General features: G+C 74.9%; 15 protein-coding genes. 6 read left to right on the forward strand and 9 right to left on the reverse strand.

The window, feature by feature from the left end; all coding sequences use genetic code 11:
* Positions 1-160: 160 nt before the first annotated feature.
* Both ACZ3YL_RS30370 and ACZ3YL_RS30375 read right to left on the reverse strand, forming a co-directional pair.
* Positions 161-3,445, reverse strand: coding sequence for a type 2 lanthipeptide synthetase LanM family protein (locus tag ACZ3YL_RS30370; protein WP_465660489.1), 3,285 nt, complete (start codon positions 3,443-3,445; stop codon positions 161-163).
* Positions 3,446-3,615: 170 nt separating this feature from the next.
* Positions 3,616-3,795, reverse strand: a complete 180-nt coding sequence (locus ACZ3YL_RS30375; protein ID WP_188305560.1) for a hypothetical protein — start codon at positions 3,793-3,795, stop codon at positions 3,616-3,618.
* 366 nt (positions 3,796-4,161) lie between these two features.
* Here ACZ3YL_RS30375 and ACZ3YL_RS30380 point away from each other — a divergent pair, with 366 nt between their 5' ends.
* A complete protein-coding gene (locus ACZ3YL_RS30380; protein WP_465660490.1) occupies positions 4,162-4,716 on the forward strand; it encodes a hypothetical protein in 555 nt (184 codons plus the stop codon).
* A 19-nt stretch (positions 4,717-4,735) separates the two neighbouring features.
* Here the strand turns inward: ACZ3YL_RS30380 and ACZ3YL_RS30385 are convergent, their stop codons facing one another.
* Together ACZ3YL_RS30385 and ACZ3YL_RS30390 are read right to left on the reverse strand one after the other, a co-directional pair.
* Positions 4,736-7,114: an FtsX-like permease family protein gene (locus ACZ3YL_RS30385; RefSeq protein WP_465660491.1), complete on the reverse strand. Its 2,379-nt coding sequence runs from the start codon at positions 7,112-7,114 to the stop codon at positions 4,736-4,738.
* The gene (locus tag ACZ3YL_RS30390) at positions 7,111-7,812 is read right to left on the reverse strand and encodes an ABC transporter ATP-binding protein (protein ID WP_465660492.1); all 702 of its coding nucleotides are present in this window, start codon (positions 7,810-7,812) and stop codon (positions 7,111-7,113) included. Before ACZ3YL_RS30390 ends, ACZ3YL_RS30385 begins: the two co-directional genes overlap by 4 nt.
* A gap of 216 nt (positions 7,813-8,028) precedes the next feature.
* Here ACZ3YL_RS30390 and ACZ3YL_RS30395 point away from each other — a divergent pair, with 216 nt between their 5' ends.
* Positions 8,029-9,267, forward strand: coding sequence for a sensor histidine kinase (locus ACZ3YL_RS30395; RefSeq protein ID WP_188305877.1), 1,239 nt, complete (start codon positions 8,029-8,031; stop codon positions 9,265-9,267).
* Between the two features lie 3 nt (positions 9,268-9,270).
* Positions 9,271-9,975: a response regulator gene (locus tag ACZ3YL_RS30400; RefSeq protein WP_465660493.1), complete on the forward strand. Its 705-nt coding sequence runs from the start codon at positions 9,271-9,273 to the stop codon at positions 9,973-9,975.
* Between the two features lie 55 nt (positions 9,976-10,030).
* Here the strand turns inward: ACZ3YL_RS30400 and katG are convergent, their stop codons facing one another.
* Positions 10,031-12,247, reverse strand: a complete 2,217-nt coding sequence (gene katG, locus ACZ3YL_RS30405; RefSeq protein ID WP_188305870.1) for a catalase/peroxidase HPI — start codon at positions 12,245-12,247, stop codon at positions 10,031-10,033.
* Positions 12,248-12,475: 228 nt separating this feature from the next.
* Between katG and ACZ3YL_RS30410 the strand changes: the two genes are divergently transcribed.
* A complete protein-coding gene (locus ACZ3YL_RS30410; protein ID WP_188305871.1) occupies positions 12,476-12,889 on the forward strand; it encodes a Fur family transcriptional regulator in 414 nt (137 codons plus the stop codon).
* A 174-nt stretch (positions 12,890-13,063) separates the two neighbouring features.
* Here the strand turns inward: ACZ3YL_RS30410 and ACZ3YL_RS30415 are convergent, their stop codons facing one another.
* Entirely contained in the window at positions 13,064-14,365 is a 1,302-nt protein-coding gene (locus ACZ3YL_RS30415) for a cytochrome P450 (protein ID WP_188305872.1), read from the reverse strand.
* A gap of 110 nt (positions 14,366-14,475) precedes the next feature.
* Between ACZ3YL_RS30415 and ACZ3YL_RS30420 the strand changes: the two genes are divergently transcribed.
* Positions 14,476-15,096: an L-threonylcarbamoyladenylate synthase gene (locus ACZ3YL_RS30420; protein ID WP_188305873.1), complete on the forward strand. Its 621-nt coding sequence runs from the start codon at positions 14,476-14,478 to the stop codon at positions 15,094-15,096.
* Between the two features lie 16 nt (positions 15,097-15,112).
* On the opposite strand, the gene ACZ3YL_RS30425 is transcribed toward ACZ3YL_RS30420, so the two are convergent.
* On the reverse strand, positions 15,113-15,370 hold the full coding sequence (locus ACZ3YL_RS30425) for a hypothetical protein (RefSeq protein ID WP_188305874.1): 258 nt from the start codon (positions 15,368-15,370) through the stop codon (positions 15,113-15,115).
* Complete coding sequence (locus ACZ3YL_RS30430; protein ID WP_465660494.1) at positions 15,367-15,573, reverse strand: hypothetical protein; 207 nt, start codon at positions 15,571-15,573, stop codon at positions 15,367-15,369. The genes ACZ3YL_RS30425 and ACZ3YL_RS30430 overlap by 4 nt, the downstream gene beginning before the upstream one ends.
* A 318-nt stretch (positions 15,574-15,891) precedes the next feature.
* Here ACZ3YL_RS30430 and ACZ3YL_RS30435 point away from each other — a divergent pair, with 318 nt between their 5' ends.
* Positions 15,892-16,554, forward strand: a complete 663-nt coding sequence (locus ACZ3YL_RS30435) for an NADPH-dependent F420 reductase (protein ID WP_465660495.1) — start codon at positions 15,892-15,894, stop codon at positions 16,552-16,554.
* Between the two features lie 3 nt (positions 16,555-16,557).
* Here ACZ3YL_RS30435 and galK read toward each other — a convergent pair.
* On the reverse strand, positions 16,558-17,644 hold a 1,087-nt coding region (gene galK / locus ACZ3YL_RS30440; RefSeq protein ID WP_465660496.1), incomplete at its 5' end, for a galactokinase.

Below are 17,644 nucleotides of genomic sequence, written 5' to 3' on the forward strand. Positions count from 1 at the left end.
TGTCTCCTCTCGTTTTCCGCGCGCCCCCGGGCTCCCCGGTGCGGCGGCCCGCGGCTACGGGGGGTCCGCACCCGGGCGGGTGATCGGCGCGGCGAGCGCCCCGGAGGGGGCCGTCGGGCTGCTGTCGGAACAGCTACAGCCGGAGCGGGTGGCCGCGGGGTCAGACGGCCGGCGGTTGGAGGGTGAGGACGGAGGGGGTGCTGTCGGGGGCGGCGAGGCGGAGGAGGCCGTGGCCGATGCCGGCCAGGCCGACCATCAGGGAGGGGCTGTGGACCCCGTGCGGCAGGCCGCAGCGCCAGCCCCGGGCTTCCAGGGCGTCCAGGGTGGCGTGGGCCTGCCGCCCGGTGGCGGCCCGCCACCGGCCGCCGGCGAGGTGGAGGGCCTCCAGGTTGCCGAGATCGCCGTGGCAGAGCGAGGAGTTGTGGCCGAAGCCCGCCCGGAGGACCGTGCCGAGCGCGGTGTCGCGTTCGGCGAGGAGCACGTCCCGCTGTTCGGGCAGCAGGGGGGCGAGCGCGGTGCGGGCCAGTGCGATGCCCGAGGCGCCGTGGCACCAGAGGGCGGGGTGGCCGGGGCCGTCGGGGCCGTCCTCGCGGACGTCGCGCCAGTTGGCGGCAGTGGTGTCGAACAGGGTGCGTTCGTACGCCACGGCGGCGAGGGCGAGTCGGGGCAGGCGCGGGTCACCAAGGCGGTGCCCGGCGCGGGCCAGGGCCCAGGCGATGCCGGAGCCGCCGTGGGCGAAGCCCGCCAGGGGGCGGCGCGCGGCCTCCGCCAGGGAGGCGGGGAGCCAGCCGGTGCCGCCTTCGGGGTGCGGGCGGGCGGTCTGGACGAGGCGTTCGGCGCAGAGCGCCAGCGCGTCGGTGACGGCGGGCCCGGGGCGGACGGCCTCCCAGGCGAGCAGACCGCCGATGGTCCCGGCGTTCCCGGCGAGGACGTCGTACTGGGTGTCCTCGGCGGCGGTGGCGGCGAGGCGGTCGAGGACCAGGGAGCCGAGCGCGTCGAGTTCGGCGTCCGGGTGGTCGGCGGCGAGTTGGGCGAGCGCGTACAGCACCCCGCCGGCGCCGGCCAGGCCGCCGCCGAGCCGGTCGGCGCGCCGGCGGATCTGCTGACGAAGCGTCAGTTCGGCGGCCCGGGCTGCCTCGCGGTGGGTGCGGTCGCCGGTCGCCAGGGCGAGCTGGTGGAGGAAGAGGGTGATGCCCGCGGTGCCGCTGTACAGGTCCGGGCCGAGTTCGGCGGGGGCCCAGCGGCCGGGCGGGGCCCAGTTGGGACCGGCCCAGGCGAGGTCGGCGCCGCCCCGGTAGGCCTCGCGGAGCAGCTGTTCACCGGCCTCCACGGCCTTGGCGAGGGCGCGGGCCGCCAGGCCCTCATCCGGATCGGCGAGCCCCTCGCCCGGCTCCACCGACTCCCCCTGCTCCGCCGACTCTCCCGGCCCCGTCGGCGCGTCCCGCCGGGCGCTGGTGGCGGCCGACCCGCGCGGTTCGCGCACCCCGTCGGCCGTCGTCACCGAGAGTCTGAGCAGCTGGAGTTGGCGGGCGAGGTCCTCCTCGCCGAGGCCGTCCGCCTTGGCGAGCGCCAGGTCGAGGGCCGGCCGGTCGGTGACGCCCGGGACCAGGGCGCCGGTGGACGAGCGGGCGTCGACGCTGTCGGGGCGGATGGTGAAGACGGGTACGTCGCCGCGCCACAGGTCGGCACGTTCGTGCGCGACGAAGTCGAGGGCGTGCTCCTCCCAGCCGACGAGTGCCCAGAGCCGGTCGAGGTGGCGGTCCTGGTCGAGGGCGTCGCGCAGGACGTCGGGGTGGCAGGCGGTGTTGAGCAGCGTGCGGTACTCGAAGGTGTCGCGGCGCAGCAGACGGGTCTCGTCGGCCGCGAAGGCGCGGAGCAGCGAGCGGAGTCGCTCCTTGTCGGCGGCGAGCAGCCGGTAGGCCTCGGTGAAGCCGGCCTCCAACTCCGCCAGGTGGTCGGCGAGTCGCAGCGACTGCTCGGCCGGAACGGGTCGGCCTCCGGGCGCTTCGACGGGCAACCGCCGGTATTCCAGGCGGAGTTCGTCTGTCCCCTGGCCGGTCAGGACGGGCACCGGGCGGGGCGGGAGGCCGCCTGGGTCCCAGCCGAGGGCGGAGATGTCGGCGCCGCCGTTGCCCTCGTCCCACATCCGCTCGGGGAGCAGGCCCGAGCGCAGCACCGAGTGCCGGGCCTGGTGGCGGGCCAGCCGCTCGGACTCGGAGAGGTCCTTGGCGGGCTCGTGCAGGTCGGGGTGGAGGATCGCCTCCAGGTCGATGAGCACGGGCTGGTCGCGGACGGCGAGCAGGTTCTGGGCGTGGCAGTCGACCGCGTCGAGCGCGTACATCAGCGCGGCGAGGGCGCCGGCGCGGTGGTAGAAGTCGCGCAACTCGGCGTCGCCCCTGGCCGGTTCGGCGGCGAGGTGGGCGACCCAGCCGTAGCCGTCGCGGGCCAGGTGGGTGAGGTCGCGCAGCGGCAGCCGCAGCTGCGGGTTGAGCCAGTGCAGGATCTGCTGGAAGTGGGTCTCGGCGCCGAGCGGCCGCGGCTTGTAGACGATCCGGACGCCGTGCTCGAAGCGCAGGGACCCGACCGTGGCGCCGCCGCGGTGCGGGTCGCCGAGGCCGGTGGCGAGTTCGGTGAGCCGGCCGAGCGGGCGGCCGCCGGCGAAGGTGCGGGCGAGGGCGGGCAGGTCGGCGGCGAGGCGGCGGAACAGGGTGAGGGTGGTGCTCGTCCACTGCTCGGCAGCGGTGGTGAGGCGCAGCGCCAGGACGGGGTACTCGGCGAGGAGTCGCAGCGCCTGCTCGGGCCGGGCGAGCCGGCCGAGGAAGTCCCGGTAGCGCCCTTCGGGCGTGTCGCCGGTCAACTCGCCGGTGAGCCGGGCGACATGGAGTTCGGTGATGACGGTCCGGGTCGCCATCCCGTGGGCGGTGCCGGTGAGGGAGGGGAGGGCGAGCGCGGCCAGCTCCTCGGGGGTGCCGAGGGCATGGGCGTCCAGGGCGGCCAGTCCGGCGCGCAGGCGGTCGTGGGCGTCGGCGAGCAGCGGGGCGACGAGCGCGGCGAACTCGTGCTCCGCGGGGATGTCCAGGGTGGCCGCCCGGTCGAAGGCGGCGGCGAGCCGCTCGGCCCACGGGTGCGTGCCGAGGCGGGCGGCGAGCGCTTCCGGAGGCTCGGCGAGGAGGGCGCGCAGGGCTTCGGGGTCGAGGCCGTCGGCCGCGAGGCGGTGGGTGAACCAGCCGCCCCGGTCGAACGGCGCCTGGGCCTGCCAGCGCTCCAGCTTCCGGGCGGCCCGGGCAGCACGGTCGGCGCTGTCGACGTCGGCGGCCCGGTCGGCACTGTCGGCGCGGTCGGTGTCGCCGGCGGGCTCCGGGTCGAGCCCTTCCGGTGCCCGGCCGCGGGCGTTCAGCGGAACGGCTCGGGCGGCCGCCCGCAGGAGTTCGGACGTGTCGACCACGGGGTGGTGCTGCCTCTCTGCTGGCTCTGCCTACTGCCGGCTCTGCCTACGGCCGGCTGCTTGTGGCTGCTGGTGCCCGCGCTCTTCGGCGGGCGGGCAGCGGAGGCCACGCCCGGCGCCGACCCCGGCCGGCCGTACGACCGGGCCGGGATCGGCGCCGGACCCCGGTCTCAGAAGCTGCAGACCCGGCCGCAGCTGGACCAGCCGTCGCAGGTGCTGTTCAGCACCGCGGCGGTCACGTAGAGCTCGTCCGCCGGCTCGCCGGCCGGGTGGACCTGGTGGCCCTGGCCGAGGGTGAGCCGGAAGTCCTCGTCCTTCAGTGCGCGAACCTGCTGAGCCGTGGGCTGCATGATGCCTCCTACAAGCGTTCGGGTCTGGCACAGGTGTGCCGGAGCGGGATCCTGACAGCGCCCCACCCGTCACACCAGGGGCATGCGCACCGGCGGTACGTGTTTCGGTCAGGATCGAACCACGGTGCGGCCGGCCGCCGTGCCCCCGTTCCACCAGGCCGGGCCCGGCCCGATCCCGCCGTCCGATCGTCCGGGCGGCCCAGTCCGGCCCCGCGCGGCACGACACGGCCCCGCACGTGGCCGAAAAACGGCCGGTTGCGCCCAGGTGAACCGCAGCCCTGGTTTGAACCCGGGGCTCCTGTGGCAGCGCCCCACACCGAGGGCCACGATGGAGACCCGAGCGACCCCACCCCCGATCGGAGTGCGATGAGCGAGCAGCACAACCTCGTCCTGCTGACCTTCCCCGACCTCACCACCTGGCGCTCCGCCTTCGACGGCGCCCAGCACCTGCCGGGCCTGCGGATGGCGGCGGCGCTGGAGCGCAGTGCGGACGGGGTGCTGGAGGTCAGGGACACCTTCACCCGGGGCGCGGGGGTGGCGACCGTCGGCTCGGGGGTGGTGGGCGGCCTGGTGGGGCTGATCGGCGGGCCGATCGGGGTGCTGCTGGGCTTCGCGGCGGGTGCTGCGCTGGGCAACGCGGCGGAGGAGCACATCGCGACGGAGGCCGGCGCGGCGCTGATCGTGCTCTCGCCCCGGGTGCCGGACGGCGGGGCGATGCTCGCCCTGGAGGTGCGGGAGGCCTCGCCGGGGCCGGCGGACGAGCTGGCCGCCGAGTACGGGGCGTCGGTCGAGCGGATCGACGAGCACACCTTCAGCGAGCAGGTCCGCGCGGCGGAGCGGAAGGCCGAGGAGCAACGGACCGAGGAGCAACGGACCGAGGAGCAACGGACCGAGGAGCAACGGGCGGACGGAGGCACCTGAGCCCTGCCCCTGCGCCGGGTCACTCCGTGCGCAGGGCGTCCACCGTGCGGGCCCGCGCCGCCCGGACGGCCGGGAGCAGGGCGCCGAGCAGGGCGATCAGGACGCCGCCGAGGCCGAGCAGGGCCAGGGTCGGGGTGCCGAAGACGTCCAGCGCCGCCGCCGGGAAGTCCAGTCCGGCGCTGTGGCCCATGGCGGGCACGGTGAGGCCGTGCAGCAGCAGTCCGACCGGCAGGCCGATCGCACCGCCGACCAGCCCGACCAGGAGCACCGAGGCGAGCACCACGCCGACGGTCTGGGCCGGGGTCATGCCGAGCGCCTTGGTGACGCCCATGTCGCGGGTGCGTTCGCGGATCTCCAGCACGACGGTGTTGAAGACGCCGAGTCCGGCGACCACGACCAGCAGCACGGTCAGGGTGGCGGTGAGCGAGTCGAGGGCGACGATCGAGTCGGCGGAGTGCTGCGGGACGCCGTCCTCGGCGCTCTGGCCGAGCGGGGCGAGCGCGGTGCCGAGGGCGGTGGCGTAGCCGGCGTGGTCGGTGCCCGGCTTGAGCATGACGAACCACTGGTCGGGGACGGGCGCCGTCCCGCTCGGGAGGCTCGCGGCGTCGGTGAACAGCTCGTTGGTCTGCACGTGCGGGTCGAAGACCTCGCCGACGATCCGGACGGTGACCGGCCGGCCGTGGTCGGTGAAGGTCACCTGGTCGCCGAGCCCGACCGAGGCGGCGGCGAGGAAGGTGCTCGGCGCGACGGCCTCGCCGGGGCCCTGGTACCAGCGGCCGGTGACCATCCGGTAGCCCGCCCAGGAGGAGTCGCCCCGGAAGGCCGTCAGCGTGGTGCTCCCGGCCACGCCGGGGACGGTGACGTCCTCCACGCCGACGCCGTAGTAGGCGGCGGTGCCCGGCTGGGCGGTGAGGGCGGCGGTGACGGCGGCCGGGTCGGCCGCGGCCGGCGTCGCCGGGACGGCCCCGGGCTGGAGGGCCGGCCGGACGGGCGTGACCAGGACGTCCGCGCTCGCGTGGTTCTTGGCCTCCTGCACCCAGCTCATCGTCCCGCCCATGCCGACCGCGAAGGCGGCCGCGGCCGTCCCGAACAGGACGGCGGCGAGCATCCCGGCAGCCCGGGCCGGGCGGGCGAAGGGCTGGGCGAGGCCGAGGCCGACCGGCCGGGGCAGCGGCAGCCGGGCGGCCAGCGCGGCGGCCCGACGCGCGAGGGCGTCCCGCCGGGTGCCGCCCGCCGTACGGCCGACGGCCAGCGCGTCCACGGTGCGCAGCCGGCCGGCCCGGGCGGCGGCCGCCCAGGCGACCAGCGCGACGGCGGCGAGCGTGCCGCCCGCGACCGCGACGTCCACCCAGGGGGCGACACCGGAGGCGTTGGTGCCGTAGAGCCGGCCGGCGGTGGCGAGCAGCGGGACGGTCAGCGCGTTGCCGGCGACCACCCCGAGCAGGACGCCGACGGTGGCCGGGATCAGCGCCTGGGCGACGTAGGCGCGCACCACCTGGGCGGGGGTGCAGCCGAGCGCCTTGAGGACACCGATCCGCCGGGTGGCGGTGCCGACCGCGCCGGCCACCACATTGCCCGCGACCAGCACGGACATCGCCATGCCGAGCAGGCCGAAGGCGACCATGAAGGGCAGGAACAGCGCGGTGTTGCGGTCCGAGCCCTGCTTGGTGGCGAGCCAGGACTGGGAGCCGGCGAGCGCCCCGGCGGGGGCGGCGGCGGCCACCGCCGTCCGGTCGGCGGTCATCGCCTCGGTGCTGTCGGCCCGCGCGAAGCGGTAGAGCAGTTCGTAGCCGGGGGTGCTGCCGGGGGCAGTGAGCGCGGGGATCGCCTCGGGTGTCACCCAGGCGTCGGCGGTGCGGCTGACGGAGCGGGCGAAGCCGACCACCTTCAGGGTGGGCGAGCCCGGCAGGCCGGGCAGGCGCAGGGTGCCGCCGACCGGCACGCCCTGGTTCCCGTACGAGTCGCCGATCGTCACCTCGTCCGGCTTGGTCGGCCAACTCCCTTCCAGCAGCTGGACCGTGTCGATGCCCTCGGTGGCCGAGGCGCGGCCGGCCACGGTCATCGGCTCCATGGTCGCCCCGACCGGGACGGTCGAGCCGGGGCCGGGCTCGGGGTCGACGGTCACGGTGCGGAAGGGCCCGGCGGACTCCGTCACCCCGGCGGCGTGGGCGGTGGCGGCGAGCTGCCCGGCGCCCGCCCGGGTGCCGTCGAAGCGCGCCACCAGGTGGGCGCCGTGCTGGCGGTCGAAGGCCTGGTCGAAGGGGGCCTCGGAGGCGACCAGCAGGGAGCCGCCGAGGACGGAGCAGGTGGTGGCCACCAGGGCGGACAGCCCGATGGCGACGGTCTGGGTCCGGCGCCGCCGTACTCCGGCGCGGACGACCCGGCTCAGCGCGCTCATGCCGCCACCGCCGGGGAGTCCGCGGTGTCCGACTCGACCCGGCCGTCCCGCATCCGGACGGTGCGGGTGGCGCAGTCCTCGGCGAGGGTCAGGTCGTGGGTGACGATCAGGATGGTCTGGCCGTCCTGGTGCAACTCGCGGAACAGCTCCTTGACGTCCTCACCGGAGGCCGAGTCCAGCGCGCCGGTCGGCTCGTCGGCCAGCAGCAGGGCTGGCCGGTTCATCAACGCCCGGGCCACCGCGACGCGTTGGCGCTCGCCGCCGGAGAGCCGGCCGGGGTGGGCGCGGGCGTGCCGGTCGATGCCGAGCGACTCCAGCAGTTCGGCGGCCCGCCGCCGGGCCTCGGCGCGGGGGACGCCGGCCAACTCGCCGGCCAGCACCACGTTGTCAGCCACGGTGAGGTCGTCCAGCAGGTTGAAGAACTGGAACACCATGCCGATCGTGCCGCGCCGGTACCGGGCCGAGCCGGACTCGTTCAGCCGGTCCACCCGCACCCCGGCCACGGTGACCGTCCCGGTGCTCGGCCGGTCCAGCCCGGCGACCAGGTTCAGCAGGGTGGACTTCCCGCTGCCGGACGGGCCGAGCACCGCCACCGACTCCCCCGACCGGACGCTCAGCGTCACCCCGTCGAGCGCCGCCCGCGCGCCCTCGTAGTGGCGGCTCACACCGCTCAGTTCGATCACCGGATCGCTGCTCATGTCCCTGCTCCTCCTGCCGTCCTGCCTGGTGACGAGGACGAAGGTACGGACGGGCGGCGCTCCCCCGCGTCCGCCGCCCGCCGCACGTTCCGTACCGCGTCAGGTGGACGGGCCCGGGCGTCATCCTTGCGAGGTAGTCGCCCGGTGTACGGGCCCCGGCCGCCCGCGGGGCTGTCCCGGTCGGCGGCCGGGGGCCACAATGTCCCGGTGATCAACGTGATCGACCACCCGACGGTACGGCGGCTGCGCGCCGCCACCCGGCTGGGCAGCGACCGGGAGGCCGCTCCCCCAGCCCGGCCGACCCGCCGCGGCCAGGCCTTCGACCTGGCCCTGGCCCTGCTCCTCTGCTTCTCCTGCGGCCGCTACGCCGGCGTCGCCGCCGGCTCGCAGGGCGCCGGCTGGAACGGGCTGTTACTGCTGGCGCCGCTCGTCCCGCTACCGCTGGTGCTACGCCGCCGCTACCCGCTGACGGCGCTGTGGACGGTGCTGCCGGGCGCACTGCTGGTGCGGACGCAGCACGGGGATCTCGCGTACTGGGCAGGCGTGGCGGTGATCGTCGCCGCGTACAGCACGGCCGCGTACGGACGCCGCCGGCCCGCCGTACTGGCGAGCCTGCTGGCCGCCACCGCCGCGCTCGTGGTGCTGTTCGGCGACGCCTACCTGCCGCACTTCCCGAACGGGGTGATCGCCGTCCTCGTCCTGGTGCCGGTGTTCGCGGTCGCCTACGAACTGCGGATGTGGCGCCGCCGGGCGGAGGAGGGGCGGGAGCGGGTGTCCGCCCTGGAGCGCGAGCAGCTGGCCGCGCTGGAGCGTGCGGTGGAGCTGGAACGGGCGCGCATCGCCCGGGAGTTGCACGATGTGGTGACCCACAACGTGAGCATGATGACGATCCAGGCCGGGGCCGCCCGCAAGATCCTGGACACCGCCCCGGACAAGGCCCGCGAGGCGATGGCCGCGGTGGAGTCCGGCGGGCGCGCGGCGATGACCGAACTGCGGCACGTGATGGGCCTGTTGACCATCGACTCGGGCAGCGGGGACGATCCCGCGGCCGATGCCGACCTCAGCCCGCAGCCCGGCCTCGGCCGGCTGGACGCCCTGGTCGAGGGCGTCCGCCGGGCCGGACTGCCGGTGGAGCTGACCGTGCGCGGGCAGCGCCGGTCCGTCCCGCCCGGGGTCGAACTCGCCGCCTACCGGGTCGTCCAGGAGGCGCTCACCAACACCGTCAAGCACGCGGGCGGCGCCGACGCCGCGGTGAGCGTCGACTACGCCCCCGACCGCCTGCAGGTGGAGGTCACCGACACCGGCGGCCGCCCCACCGGCGCCGCCGCCACCGGCAACGGCCGCGGCCTGCTCGGGCTGCGCGAACGCCTCGCCGTCTACGGCGGCACCCTGCACACCGGCCCCCGGCCACGCGGCGGCTACCGCGTCACGGCCTCGATACCGCTGGAGAGTTGAGAGTTGACAGACGACGTGGAGCAGCAGCCGCTGCGCGTGGTGGTCGCCGACGACCAGGCACTCGTCCGGATCGGCTTCCGGCTGATCCTGGAGTCCGAGGGGATCGAGGTGGTCGCCGAGGCCGAGGACGGCGAGCAGGCCGTCGCCGCCGTCCGGCGGAGCCGGCCGGACGTGGTGCTGATGGACATCCGGATGCCCGGGCTGGACGGCCTGGAGGCCACCCGGCGGATCCTCGCGGACCCGTCGCCCCAGCCGCCCCGGATCATCATGCTGACCACCTTCGACCTGGACCACTACGTGTACGCGGCGATGGCCGCCGGGGCCAGCGGCTTCCTGCTCAAGGACGTCACCCCGGAGCACCTGGCCGCCGCCGTCCGGCTGGTCCGCACCGGCGACGCGCTGCTCGCCCCGGCGATCACCCGCCGCCTGGTGGAGCGCTTCGCCCGCCCGACCGCCCCGGACGCGGCCGCCCCGCACCGCGAACTGGCCACCCTCACCCCGCGCGAGCTGGAGGTGATGGGGCTGCTCGCCCGCGGGCTCAGCAACGCCGAACTCGCCGCCCGGCTGCAGCTCTCCGAGGCGACGGTGAAGACCCATGTGGCCCGGATCCTGGGCAAGTTGGGACTGCGCGACCGGGCCCAGGTGGTGGTCGCGGCGTACGAGACCGGGCTGGTCAGCGTGGGGGCGGCGGCGCCGGATCCCCGGTGACACGCCACGGGAGCCCGGGGGTCGCGACCTCCGGGCTCCCGTGCGCGCTACGGCATCACGCCAGGTCGAAGCGGTCCGCGTTCATGACCTTGACCCAGGCCGCGACGAAGTCCTCGACGAACTTCTCCTTGGCGTCGTCGCTCGCGTACACCTCGGCGACGGCCCGCAGTTCGGAGTTCGAGCCGAAGACCAGGTCCGCGCGGGTGCCGGTCCACTTGACCGCGCCGGAGGCGTCCCGGCCCTCGAAGGTGTGGGCGTCCTCCGAGGTGGACGACCAACGGGTGCCCAGGTCCAGCAGGTTGACGAAGAAGTCGTTCGTCAGCACGCCCGGGGTCTCGGTCAGCACACCGTGCGCGGACTGCTGGTGGTTGGCCCCCAGCACGCGCAGGCCGCCGACCAGGACGGTCATTTCGGGCGCGCTGAGGCCCAGCAGGTTCGCCTTGTCGAGCAGCAGGAACTCGGCCGGCAGCCGGTTGCCCTTGCCGACCCAGTTGCGGAAGCCGTCCGCCTTGGGCTCCAGCGCGGCGAAGGACTCGGTGTCGGTCAGCTCCTGCGGCGCGTCCACCCGGCCGGCCGCGAACGGCACCTCGACGGCCAGCCCGGCCGCCTTGGCCGCCTGCTCGACGCCGACGCCGCCGGCCAGCACCACCAGGTCGGCCAGCGAGACCTGCTTGTCGCCGGCCTGCGCGTTGAAGTCCCGCTGGACGCCCTCCAGCGCCCGCAGCACCCCGGCCAGCCGGTCCGGCTCGTTGACCTCCCAGCCGGCCTGCGGCTGCAGCCGGATCCGGCCGCCGTTGGCCCCGCCGCGCTTGTCGCTGCCGCGGAAGGAGGAGGCCGCGGCCCAGGCGGTGGAGACCAGCTCGGAGACCGACAACCCGGTGGCGGCGATCCGCCGCTTGAGGTCCGCCACGTCCGCGGCGCCGATCTGCTGGTACGAGACGGTCGGCAGCGGGTCCTGCCAGAGCAGCTGCTCGCTCGGGACCTCCGGGCCGCGGTAGCGCGCGACCGGGCCCATGTCGCGGTGGGTGAGCTTGTACCAGGCGCGGGCGAAGGCGTCGGCGAACTCCGCCGGGTTCTCCAGGAAGCGCCGGGAGATCGGCCCGTACACCGGGTCGAAGCGCAGCGACAGGTCGGTGGTGAGCATGATCGGGGTGTGCCGCTTGGCCGGGTCGTGGGCGTCCGGGACGGTGCCCTCGCCGGCGCCGTCCTTGGGCTTCCACTGGTGGGCGCCGGCCGGGCTCTCGGTCAGCTCCCACTCGTAGCCGAACAGCGTCTCGAAGAAGCTGTTGTCCCAGGTGACCGGGGTGGCCGTCCAGATGCCCTCGAGACCGCTGGTGATGGCGTCGCCGCCGACGCCGGTGCCGTAGCGGCTCTTCCAGCCGAGGCCCAGCTGCTCCATCGGCGCGTCCTCCGGGTCCGGGCCGACGTTGTCCGCCGGGCCGGCGCCGTGGGTCTTGCCGAAGGTGTGGCCGCCGGCGATCAGCGCGACGGTCTCCTCGTCGTTCATCGCCATCCGGTAGAAGGTCTCGCGGATGTCGCGGGCGGCGGCGATCGGGTCCGGGTTGCCGTTGGGGCCCTCGGGGTTGACGTAGATCAGGCCCATCTGCACGGCGGCCAGCGGGCTCTCCAGCTCGCGGTCGCCGGTGTAGCGCTCGTCGCCCAGCCAGGTGGTCTCCGGGCCCCAGTAGACGTCCTCGTCCGGCTCCCACTCGTCGACCCGGCCGCCGCCGAAGCCGAAGGTCTCGAAGCCCATGCCCTCCAGGGCGACGTTGCCGGTCAGGACGATCAGGTCGGCCCAGGACAGGCTGCGCCCGTACTTCTTCTTCACCGGCCAGAGCAGGCGGCGGGCCTTGTCCAGGCTGGCGTTGTCCGGCCAGCTGTTCAGCGGGGCGAAGCGCTGCTGGCCGCCGCCGGCGCCGCCGCGGCCGTCGCTGATCCGGTAGGTGCCTGCGCTGTGCCAGGCCATCCGGATCATGAAGGGGCCGTAGTAGCCGAAGTCGGCCGGCCACCAGTCCTGCGAGGTGGTGAGCACCTCCTGGATGTCCCGCTTGACGGCCGGGAGGTCGAGGGCGTCGAACGCCGCGGCGTAGTCGAAGTCCGCGCCGAGCGGGTTGGCGACGGCGGGGTTCTTGGCGAGGATCTTGAGGTTCAGCCGCTCCGGCCACCACTGGCGGTTCCCGCCGCCCTGGGTGGGGTGGAGTGCGCGCCCGTGGTTGACCGGGCAGCCGCCCGCGCTCGCCTCTACACCGGTTGCATCGTGGTTCTCAGACATGGGAATCCTTCCCTGACAAGGCGGATTGCGGTGTCTATCTGCTACCTACGGCACCTACTACTGCCATCTGGTGCTGCCAGTACCCAGGCTAGCGCCGGAGCCGATCCTACGATGGACGTGATCCACGTCAAGAAAGACACCAAACCCGTATCCGGTCGGGAACCGGAAGCCCCTGGATGCGCGTTGGTAAACTCCGGTCTTCCCCGTGACCTGAATAGGTGAACCGTGATGAGTGACCTGTTGGAGCGGCTGCGCGAACGCGGCTGGCGCCTGACCTCCCAGCGGCGCGTCGTGGCCGAGGTCCTGGACGGCGAGCACGTACACCTGACCGCCGACGAGGTGCACGCCCGCGCGGCCGAGCGCCTCCCGGAGATCTCCCGCGCGACGGTCTACAACACCCTCGGCGAGCTGGTCACCCTCGGTGAGGTCACCGAGGTGTCCACCGACGGGCGCGCCAAGCGCTACGACCCCAACGCCCACCACCCCCACCAGCACCTGATCTGCACCGGCTGCGGCGCCATCCGCGACGTCCACCCCGTCGGCAGCCCGCTCGCCGACCTCCCGGCCGACCAGCGCTTCGGCTTCACCGTCTCCGGCGCCGAGGTCACCTACCGGGGGCTCTGCCCGGCCTGCGCGGGCTGACGGGCTGCGCGGGCTGACGGCCTGAGCGGGCTGCGCAGGCTGAGCGCCCCGGTCACTCGCCCGGGCCTCCGGTCCCGGCCGTCCGGCCCGGGTTCTCCGGCCCCGGCCTACCGTGGGCCTGTTGTGACGTTCCGTCGGGTGAGGCCCGGAGTCCGTGGCGGGCCGGACGCCCGCCTACCGCCAACGGACGCGCAGGTCCTTCAACCCGTTCTGGAAGTTGGAGACCAGCCGCTTCGGCGGCGGGCCCGGAGCGAGTTCCAGCCCGGGCAGCTCCGCGACGACCCGGCGGAGCAGAGCCGACATCTGGATCCTGGCCAGTCGCGCTCCCACGCAGAAGTGCGGGCCGAACCCGAAGCTGACGTGGTCGTTGGGCGAGCGGGTGAGGTCCAGGCGGTCCGGGTCGGGGAACACCGATGCGTCCCGGTTCGCGGAGGCGTGGTAGACCACCACCTTGTCGCCCTCGCGGATCGGCTGCCCGGCCAGCACCACGTCCCGGGTGGCCGTGCGCCGGAACTCCAGGACCGGCGGCCAGAACCGGAGCAGCTCCTCCACGGCCGAGTCGAGCAGCTCGGGCTCGCGGGACAACCGCGCGTACTGGTCGGGGTGGGTCAGCAGGGAGTACAGGCCGCCCGGCAGACCGTTGCGCAGCGTTTCGTTGCCGGCCACGGCGAACAGGAAGAACATCGTCTCGAACTCGCCGGCGCTCAGCCCGGCCTCCAGCATGCGGGCGACCATGCTGCCCGCCGGCGGCTGTTCGGCGAGCGCGTGGGCGTAGCCGAACATGTCGGCCAGGGCCGCCCGGGAACGCGGGTTGAGCGGGCGGCCGTCGGACCGGGTCAGGGCACCGGGGCGCCGGGCGAGCGCGGCCCGCCCCAGCTCACTGAGCCGGGACGGGTCGGCCGTACTGGACCGGGCGTGGTCCGGGTCCTGGTAGCCGATCACCCGGTTCGACCAGTCGACCAGCAACTGCCGGTCCCGGTCCGGCACGCCCAGGATGTGCGCCAGCGTCCAGACCGGCAGGTCGGCGGCCACCGGTACGAAGTCGGCCTCGCCCAACGGGCGGATCCCGGCGACCAGTTCGGCCGCGCGCGCCTCGACGGCGGCGGTCAGCTCGCGCAGCGCCCGCGGGGTGAAGGCCGCGGCGACGGCCCGGCGCGACCGGGAGTGGCCGGGGGGATCCTGGTTGAGCATCATCGTCCGGGCGAAGGCCAGGTCGGCCGGGGTGTCCGGGTCCCGGATCTGGGTCGCGCCGAGGTGTGAGGAGAAGTCCTCCGGGCTGCGCAGCACGTGCTTCACGTCCGCGTGCCGCAGGACCGCCCAGTAGCCGGGGCCGGACGGCCAGTCCCCCACCGCGGGTTCCTCCACCCAGCAGACCGGCGCCTGTGCCCGCAGCTCCCGGAACAGTTCGTACGGCACGCCCTCGGCGTACGTTCCGGGCAGGAAGATCCGGTTCACCCGCGCCTGGTCCAAGCCCATGGTCACCGACCGTACGCCGCGCCCCGGCCGGTCCGCCAGGGTGCGGTCGGCCGGCATCCGAAACGTCGCGGATGCGGCGATCGGCGGCCGGAATCCCGTAGGGTCGGCCAATGGCCAAGTACTTCGACGTGCACCCCGAGTCCCCCCAGCCGCGCACCATCAGCACCGTGGCCGACAGCCTCCGCTCCGGAGCCCTCATCGCGTACCCGACCGACTCCTGCTTCGCCCTCGGCTGCCGCCTGGACAACCGCGACGGCCTCGAACGGATCCGGTCGATCCGACGCCTCGACGAGCGCCACCACTTCACCCTGATGTGCGAGGACTTCGCCCAGCTGGGGCAGTTCGTCCAACTCGACAACAACGTCTTCCGGGCCGTCAAGGCCGCGACGCCGGGCAGCTACACCTTCATCCTCCCCGCAACCAAGGAGGTCCCGCGCCGGCTGATGCACCCCAAGAAGAAGACCGTCGGCGTCCGGATCCCCGACCACGCCGTCACCCGGGCGCTGCTCGCCGAGCTCGGCGAACCCCTCCTCTCCAGCACCCTGATCCTTCCCGGCGACGACGAACCGATGACCCAGGGCTGGGAGATCAAGGAACGCCTCGACCACGTGCTGGACGCCGTGGTCGACTCCGGGGAGTGCGGCACCGAGCCCACCACGGTCATCGACTTCTCCAGCGGCGAGGCGGAGATCACCCGCCGCGGGGCCGGCGACCCCTCGCGCTTCGAGTAGAGGCCCGACGCCGCGCTCAGCGGTACCGGAGGTCGACCAACGAGCCCACCAGCCCGCCGGCGGCGACGGCCGGAATCACCGACGCGCCCCAGGGCTGACCGGCCGCCGCCCCCGAGGCCACCACCAGGGCGGCGACCGCCAGGGCCGTCGCCCGGGCCGCGGGAGAGCGCGGCATCAGCCGCAGGGGCTTGCCGTTTCGGCGCTCTCGGGCCAGTTTGATGACGAGCAGGAGCGCTGCGACCGCGAGCAGTGGCGGCACCATGTCGTGGGTCATGCCGCCAGGATGTCATGGATGGTGAAGAGTTGATCGAGCTGGGTGGGGTCGTCGATCCGGACAATGGCTTCCTCGACAGCGAGTTGGAGGCGGGGGCCGCGCAGCCAGTCCGCGAACTCGCGGTACAGGGCGGTCTGCCTGTGCCAAAAGGGGTCCCGCGGCTTGAGACCACCCCCGAGGGCGAACTCGTACAGACGCTCCACGGCTACGGGGCTCGCGAGCCGGGCCCATTCTGCTAGCCGACCGCTGTTGCCGTTCGGGTCGGCGGCGGCGAGGGTGCACAGGACGGCCTCTGCGTCCCACCACTCCTCGGCGTTGTGGAGGGCGTCCGACCAGAGGGTATCCAGGAGTTGACGCAGATAGCGGGCACGCCGTCGACCCTCGTGATGGGCGCCGGGCGGTGCCAGGCCCGGTCCGGCCCTGGGCCCCGGAGAACCACCCGGATGGCGGGAACAGATCCGGTCACTGCCGGGTTGGAACAGGGCGTTGAGCTTGCGGTACTCCGGACGAGGGGCATTCCCATGAAGATCGGCATCATCGGCGCGGGCAACATCGGCGGCAACCTGACGCGGCGGCTGACCGCGCTGGGCCACGAGGTCTCGGTGGCGAACTCGCGCGGCCCGGAGTCGCTGAAGGACCTGGCGGAGGAGACCGGCGCCAGGGCGGTGCCGGCCACCGAGGCGGCGAAGGGCGCGCAGGTCGTGGTGGTGACGGTGCCGCTGAAGAACGTGCCGGACCTGCCCGCCGGGCTGCTGGACGGCGCCGCCGAGGGCGTGGCCGTGATCGACACCGGCAACTACTACCCCAAGGAGCGGGACGGCCGGATCGACGCGATCGAGGACGGCGGGCTGACCGAGAGCCGGTGGACGGAGCAGCACCTGGGCCACCGGGTGGTGAAGGTGTTCAACGGCACCTTCGCCCAGGACCTGCTGGAGCGGCCGCGGCCGGCGGGTGACCCGGAGCGGCTCGCGGTGCCGGTCGCCTCGGACGACGAGGCCGCGAAGGCCGTCGTCCGGGCGCTGGTCGACGAGTTGGGCTTCGACACCGTGGACGCGGGCGGCATCGACGACTCCTGGCGCCAGCAGCCGGCCACCCCGGTGTACGGGCTGCGAGGCGGCGTGGCGGCCGTCACCCGGGCGCTCGCGGAGGCGTCCCCCGAGCGCCCGGCGGCCCACCGGGCCTGACGGTCAGCCGAGTCGGCGCGCCCCCTCGGCCGGTACGGCGGTGAGGGCGCGCGGCTCGGCGTGTCCGGCGGCCCGGAAGGCCGCGGTGACGGCCGCCGCGACCCGGTCGGCGGCGGTGGCGTCCACCAGGGCGATCACCGAGCCGCCGAAGCCGCCGCCGGTCATCCGCGCGCCGTACGCGCCTGCCGCCAGGGCGGCCTCGACGGCGAGGTCGGTCTCCGGGCAGGAGACCCGGTAGTCGTCGCGCAGCGAGGCGTGCCCGGCGGTGAGGATCGGGCCGAGGGCGGCGGGGTCGCCGGCCTCCAGGGCGGCGACGGCGGCCTGGACCCGCGCGTTCTCGCTCACCACGTGGCGCACCAGCGGCTGGAGTTCGGCCGGGAGCCGGGTCAGTGCGGCGGGGAGTCCGGCGGCGTCCAGCGAGCGGAGGGCGGGCAGGCCGAGCACGGCGGCGGCCTTCTCGCAGCCGGACCGCAGGGCGGCGTAGGCGCCGTCGCCGAGGTCGTGCTTGACCCGGGTGTCCAGGACCAGCAGTGCCAGGCCGGCCGCCGCGAGGTCGATCGGTACCTGACGGATCGTCAGGTCGCGGCTGTCCAGGAACAGCGCGGCGCCCGGGCGGCAGCACATCGCGGCCATCTGGTCCATGATCCCGCAGGGCACGCCGACGAAGGCGTTCTCCGCCCGCTGGGCCAGCAGCGCCAGCTCGGGTGCCGAGAGCCCCAGCCCGTACAGGTCGTTGTACGCGGCCGCCACCACGCACTCCAGCGCGGCGGAGGAGGACAGCCCGGCGCCGCTGGGCACGTCACTGTCCAGCCGGAGGTCCGCGCCGTCGACCCGATACCCGGCCTCGCGCAGCGCCCACACCACGCCGCCCGGGTAGCCGGCCCAGCCGGGGACGGCGCCGGGGGCGAGGTCGGCGACCCGGAGTTCGGTCACCGGGCCGCCGCCCTGGGCGGACCAGAGGCGCAGCACGCCGTCCGTACGGCGGGCGGCCCGGGCCCGGGCGGTGTGCGGGAGGGCGATCGGCAGCACGAACCCGTCGTTGTAGTCGGTGTGTTCGCCGATCAGGTTGACCCGGCCGGGGGCGGCCCAC

Source organism: Kitasatospora sp. NPDC023176 (assembly GCF_055560495.1).

Coding starts and splice junctions, on each gene's coding strand:
- ACZ3YL_RS30375 (WP_188305560.1), bottom strand. CDS start 3,795: ATGCAGCCCACGGCTCAGCAGGTTCGCGCACTGAAGGACGAGGACTTC.
- ACZ3YL_RS30380 (WP_465660490.1), top strand. CDS start 4,162: ATGAGCGAGCAGCACAACCTCGTCCTGCTGACCTTCCCCGACCTCACC.
- ACZ3YL_RS30385 (WP_465660491.1), bottom strand. CDS start 7,114: ATGAGCGCGCTGAGCCGGGTCGTCCGCGCCGGAGTACGGCGGCGCCGG.
- ACZ3YL_RS30390 (WP_465660492.1), bottom strand. CDS start 7,812: ATGAGCAGCGATCCGGTGATCGAACTGAGCGGTGTGAGCCGCCACTAC.
- katG (WP_188305870.1), bottom strand. CDS start 12,247: ATGTCTGAGAACCACGATGCAACCGGTGTAGAGGCGAGCGCGGGCGGC.
- ACZ3YL_RS30410 (WP_188305871.1), top strand. CDS start 12,476: ATGAGTGACCTGTTGGAGCGGCTGCGCGAACGCGGCTGGCGCCTGACC.
- ACZ3YL_RS30415 (WP_188305872.1), bottom strand. CDS start 14,365: ATGGGCTTGGACCAGGCGCGGGTGAACCGGATCTTCCTGCCCGGAACG.
- ACZ3YL_RS30420 (WP_188305873.1), top strand. CDS start 14,476: ATGGCCAAGTACTTCGACGTGCACCCCGAGTCCCCCCAGCCGCGCACC.
- ACZ3YL_RS30425 (WP_188305874.1), bottom strand. CDS start 15,370: ATGACCCACGACATGGTGCCGCCACTGCTCGCGGTCGCAGCGCTCCTG.
- ACZ3YL_RS30435 (WP_465660495.1), top strand. CDS start 15,892: ATGAAGATCGGCATCATCGGCGCGGGCAACATCGGCGGCAACCTGACG.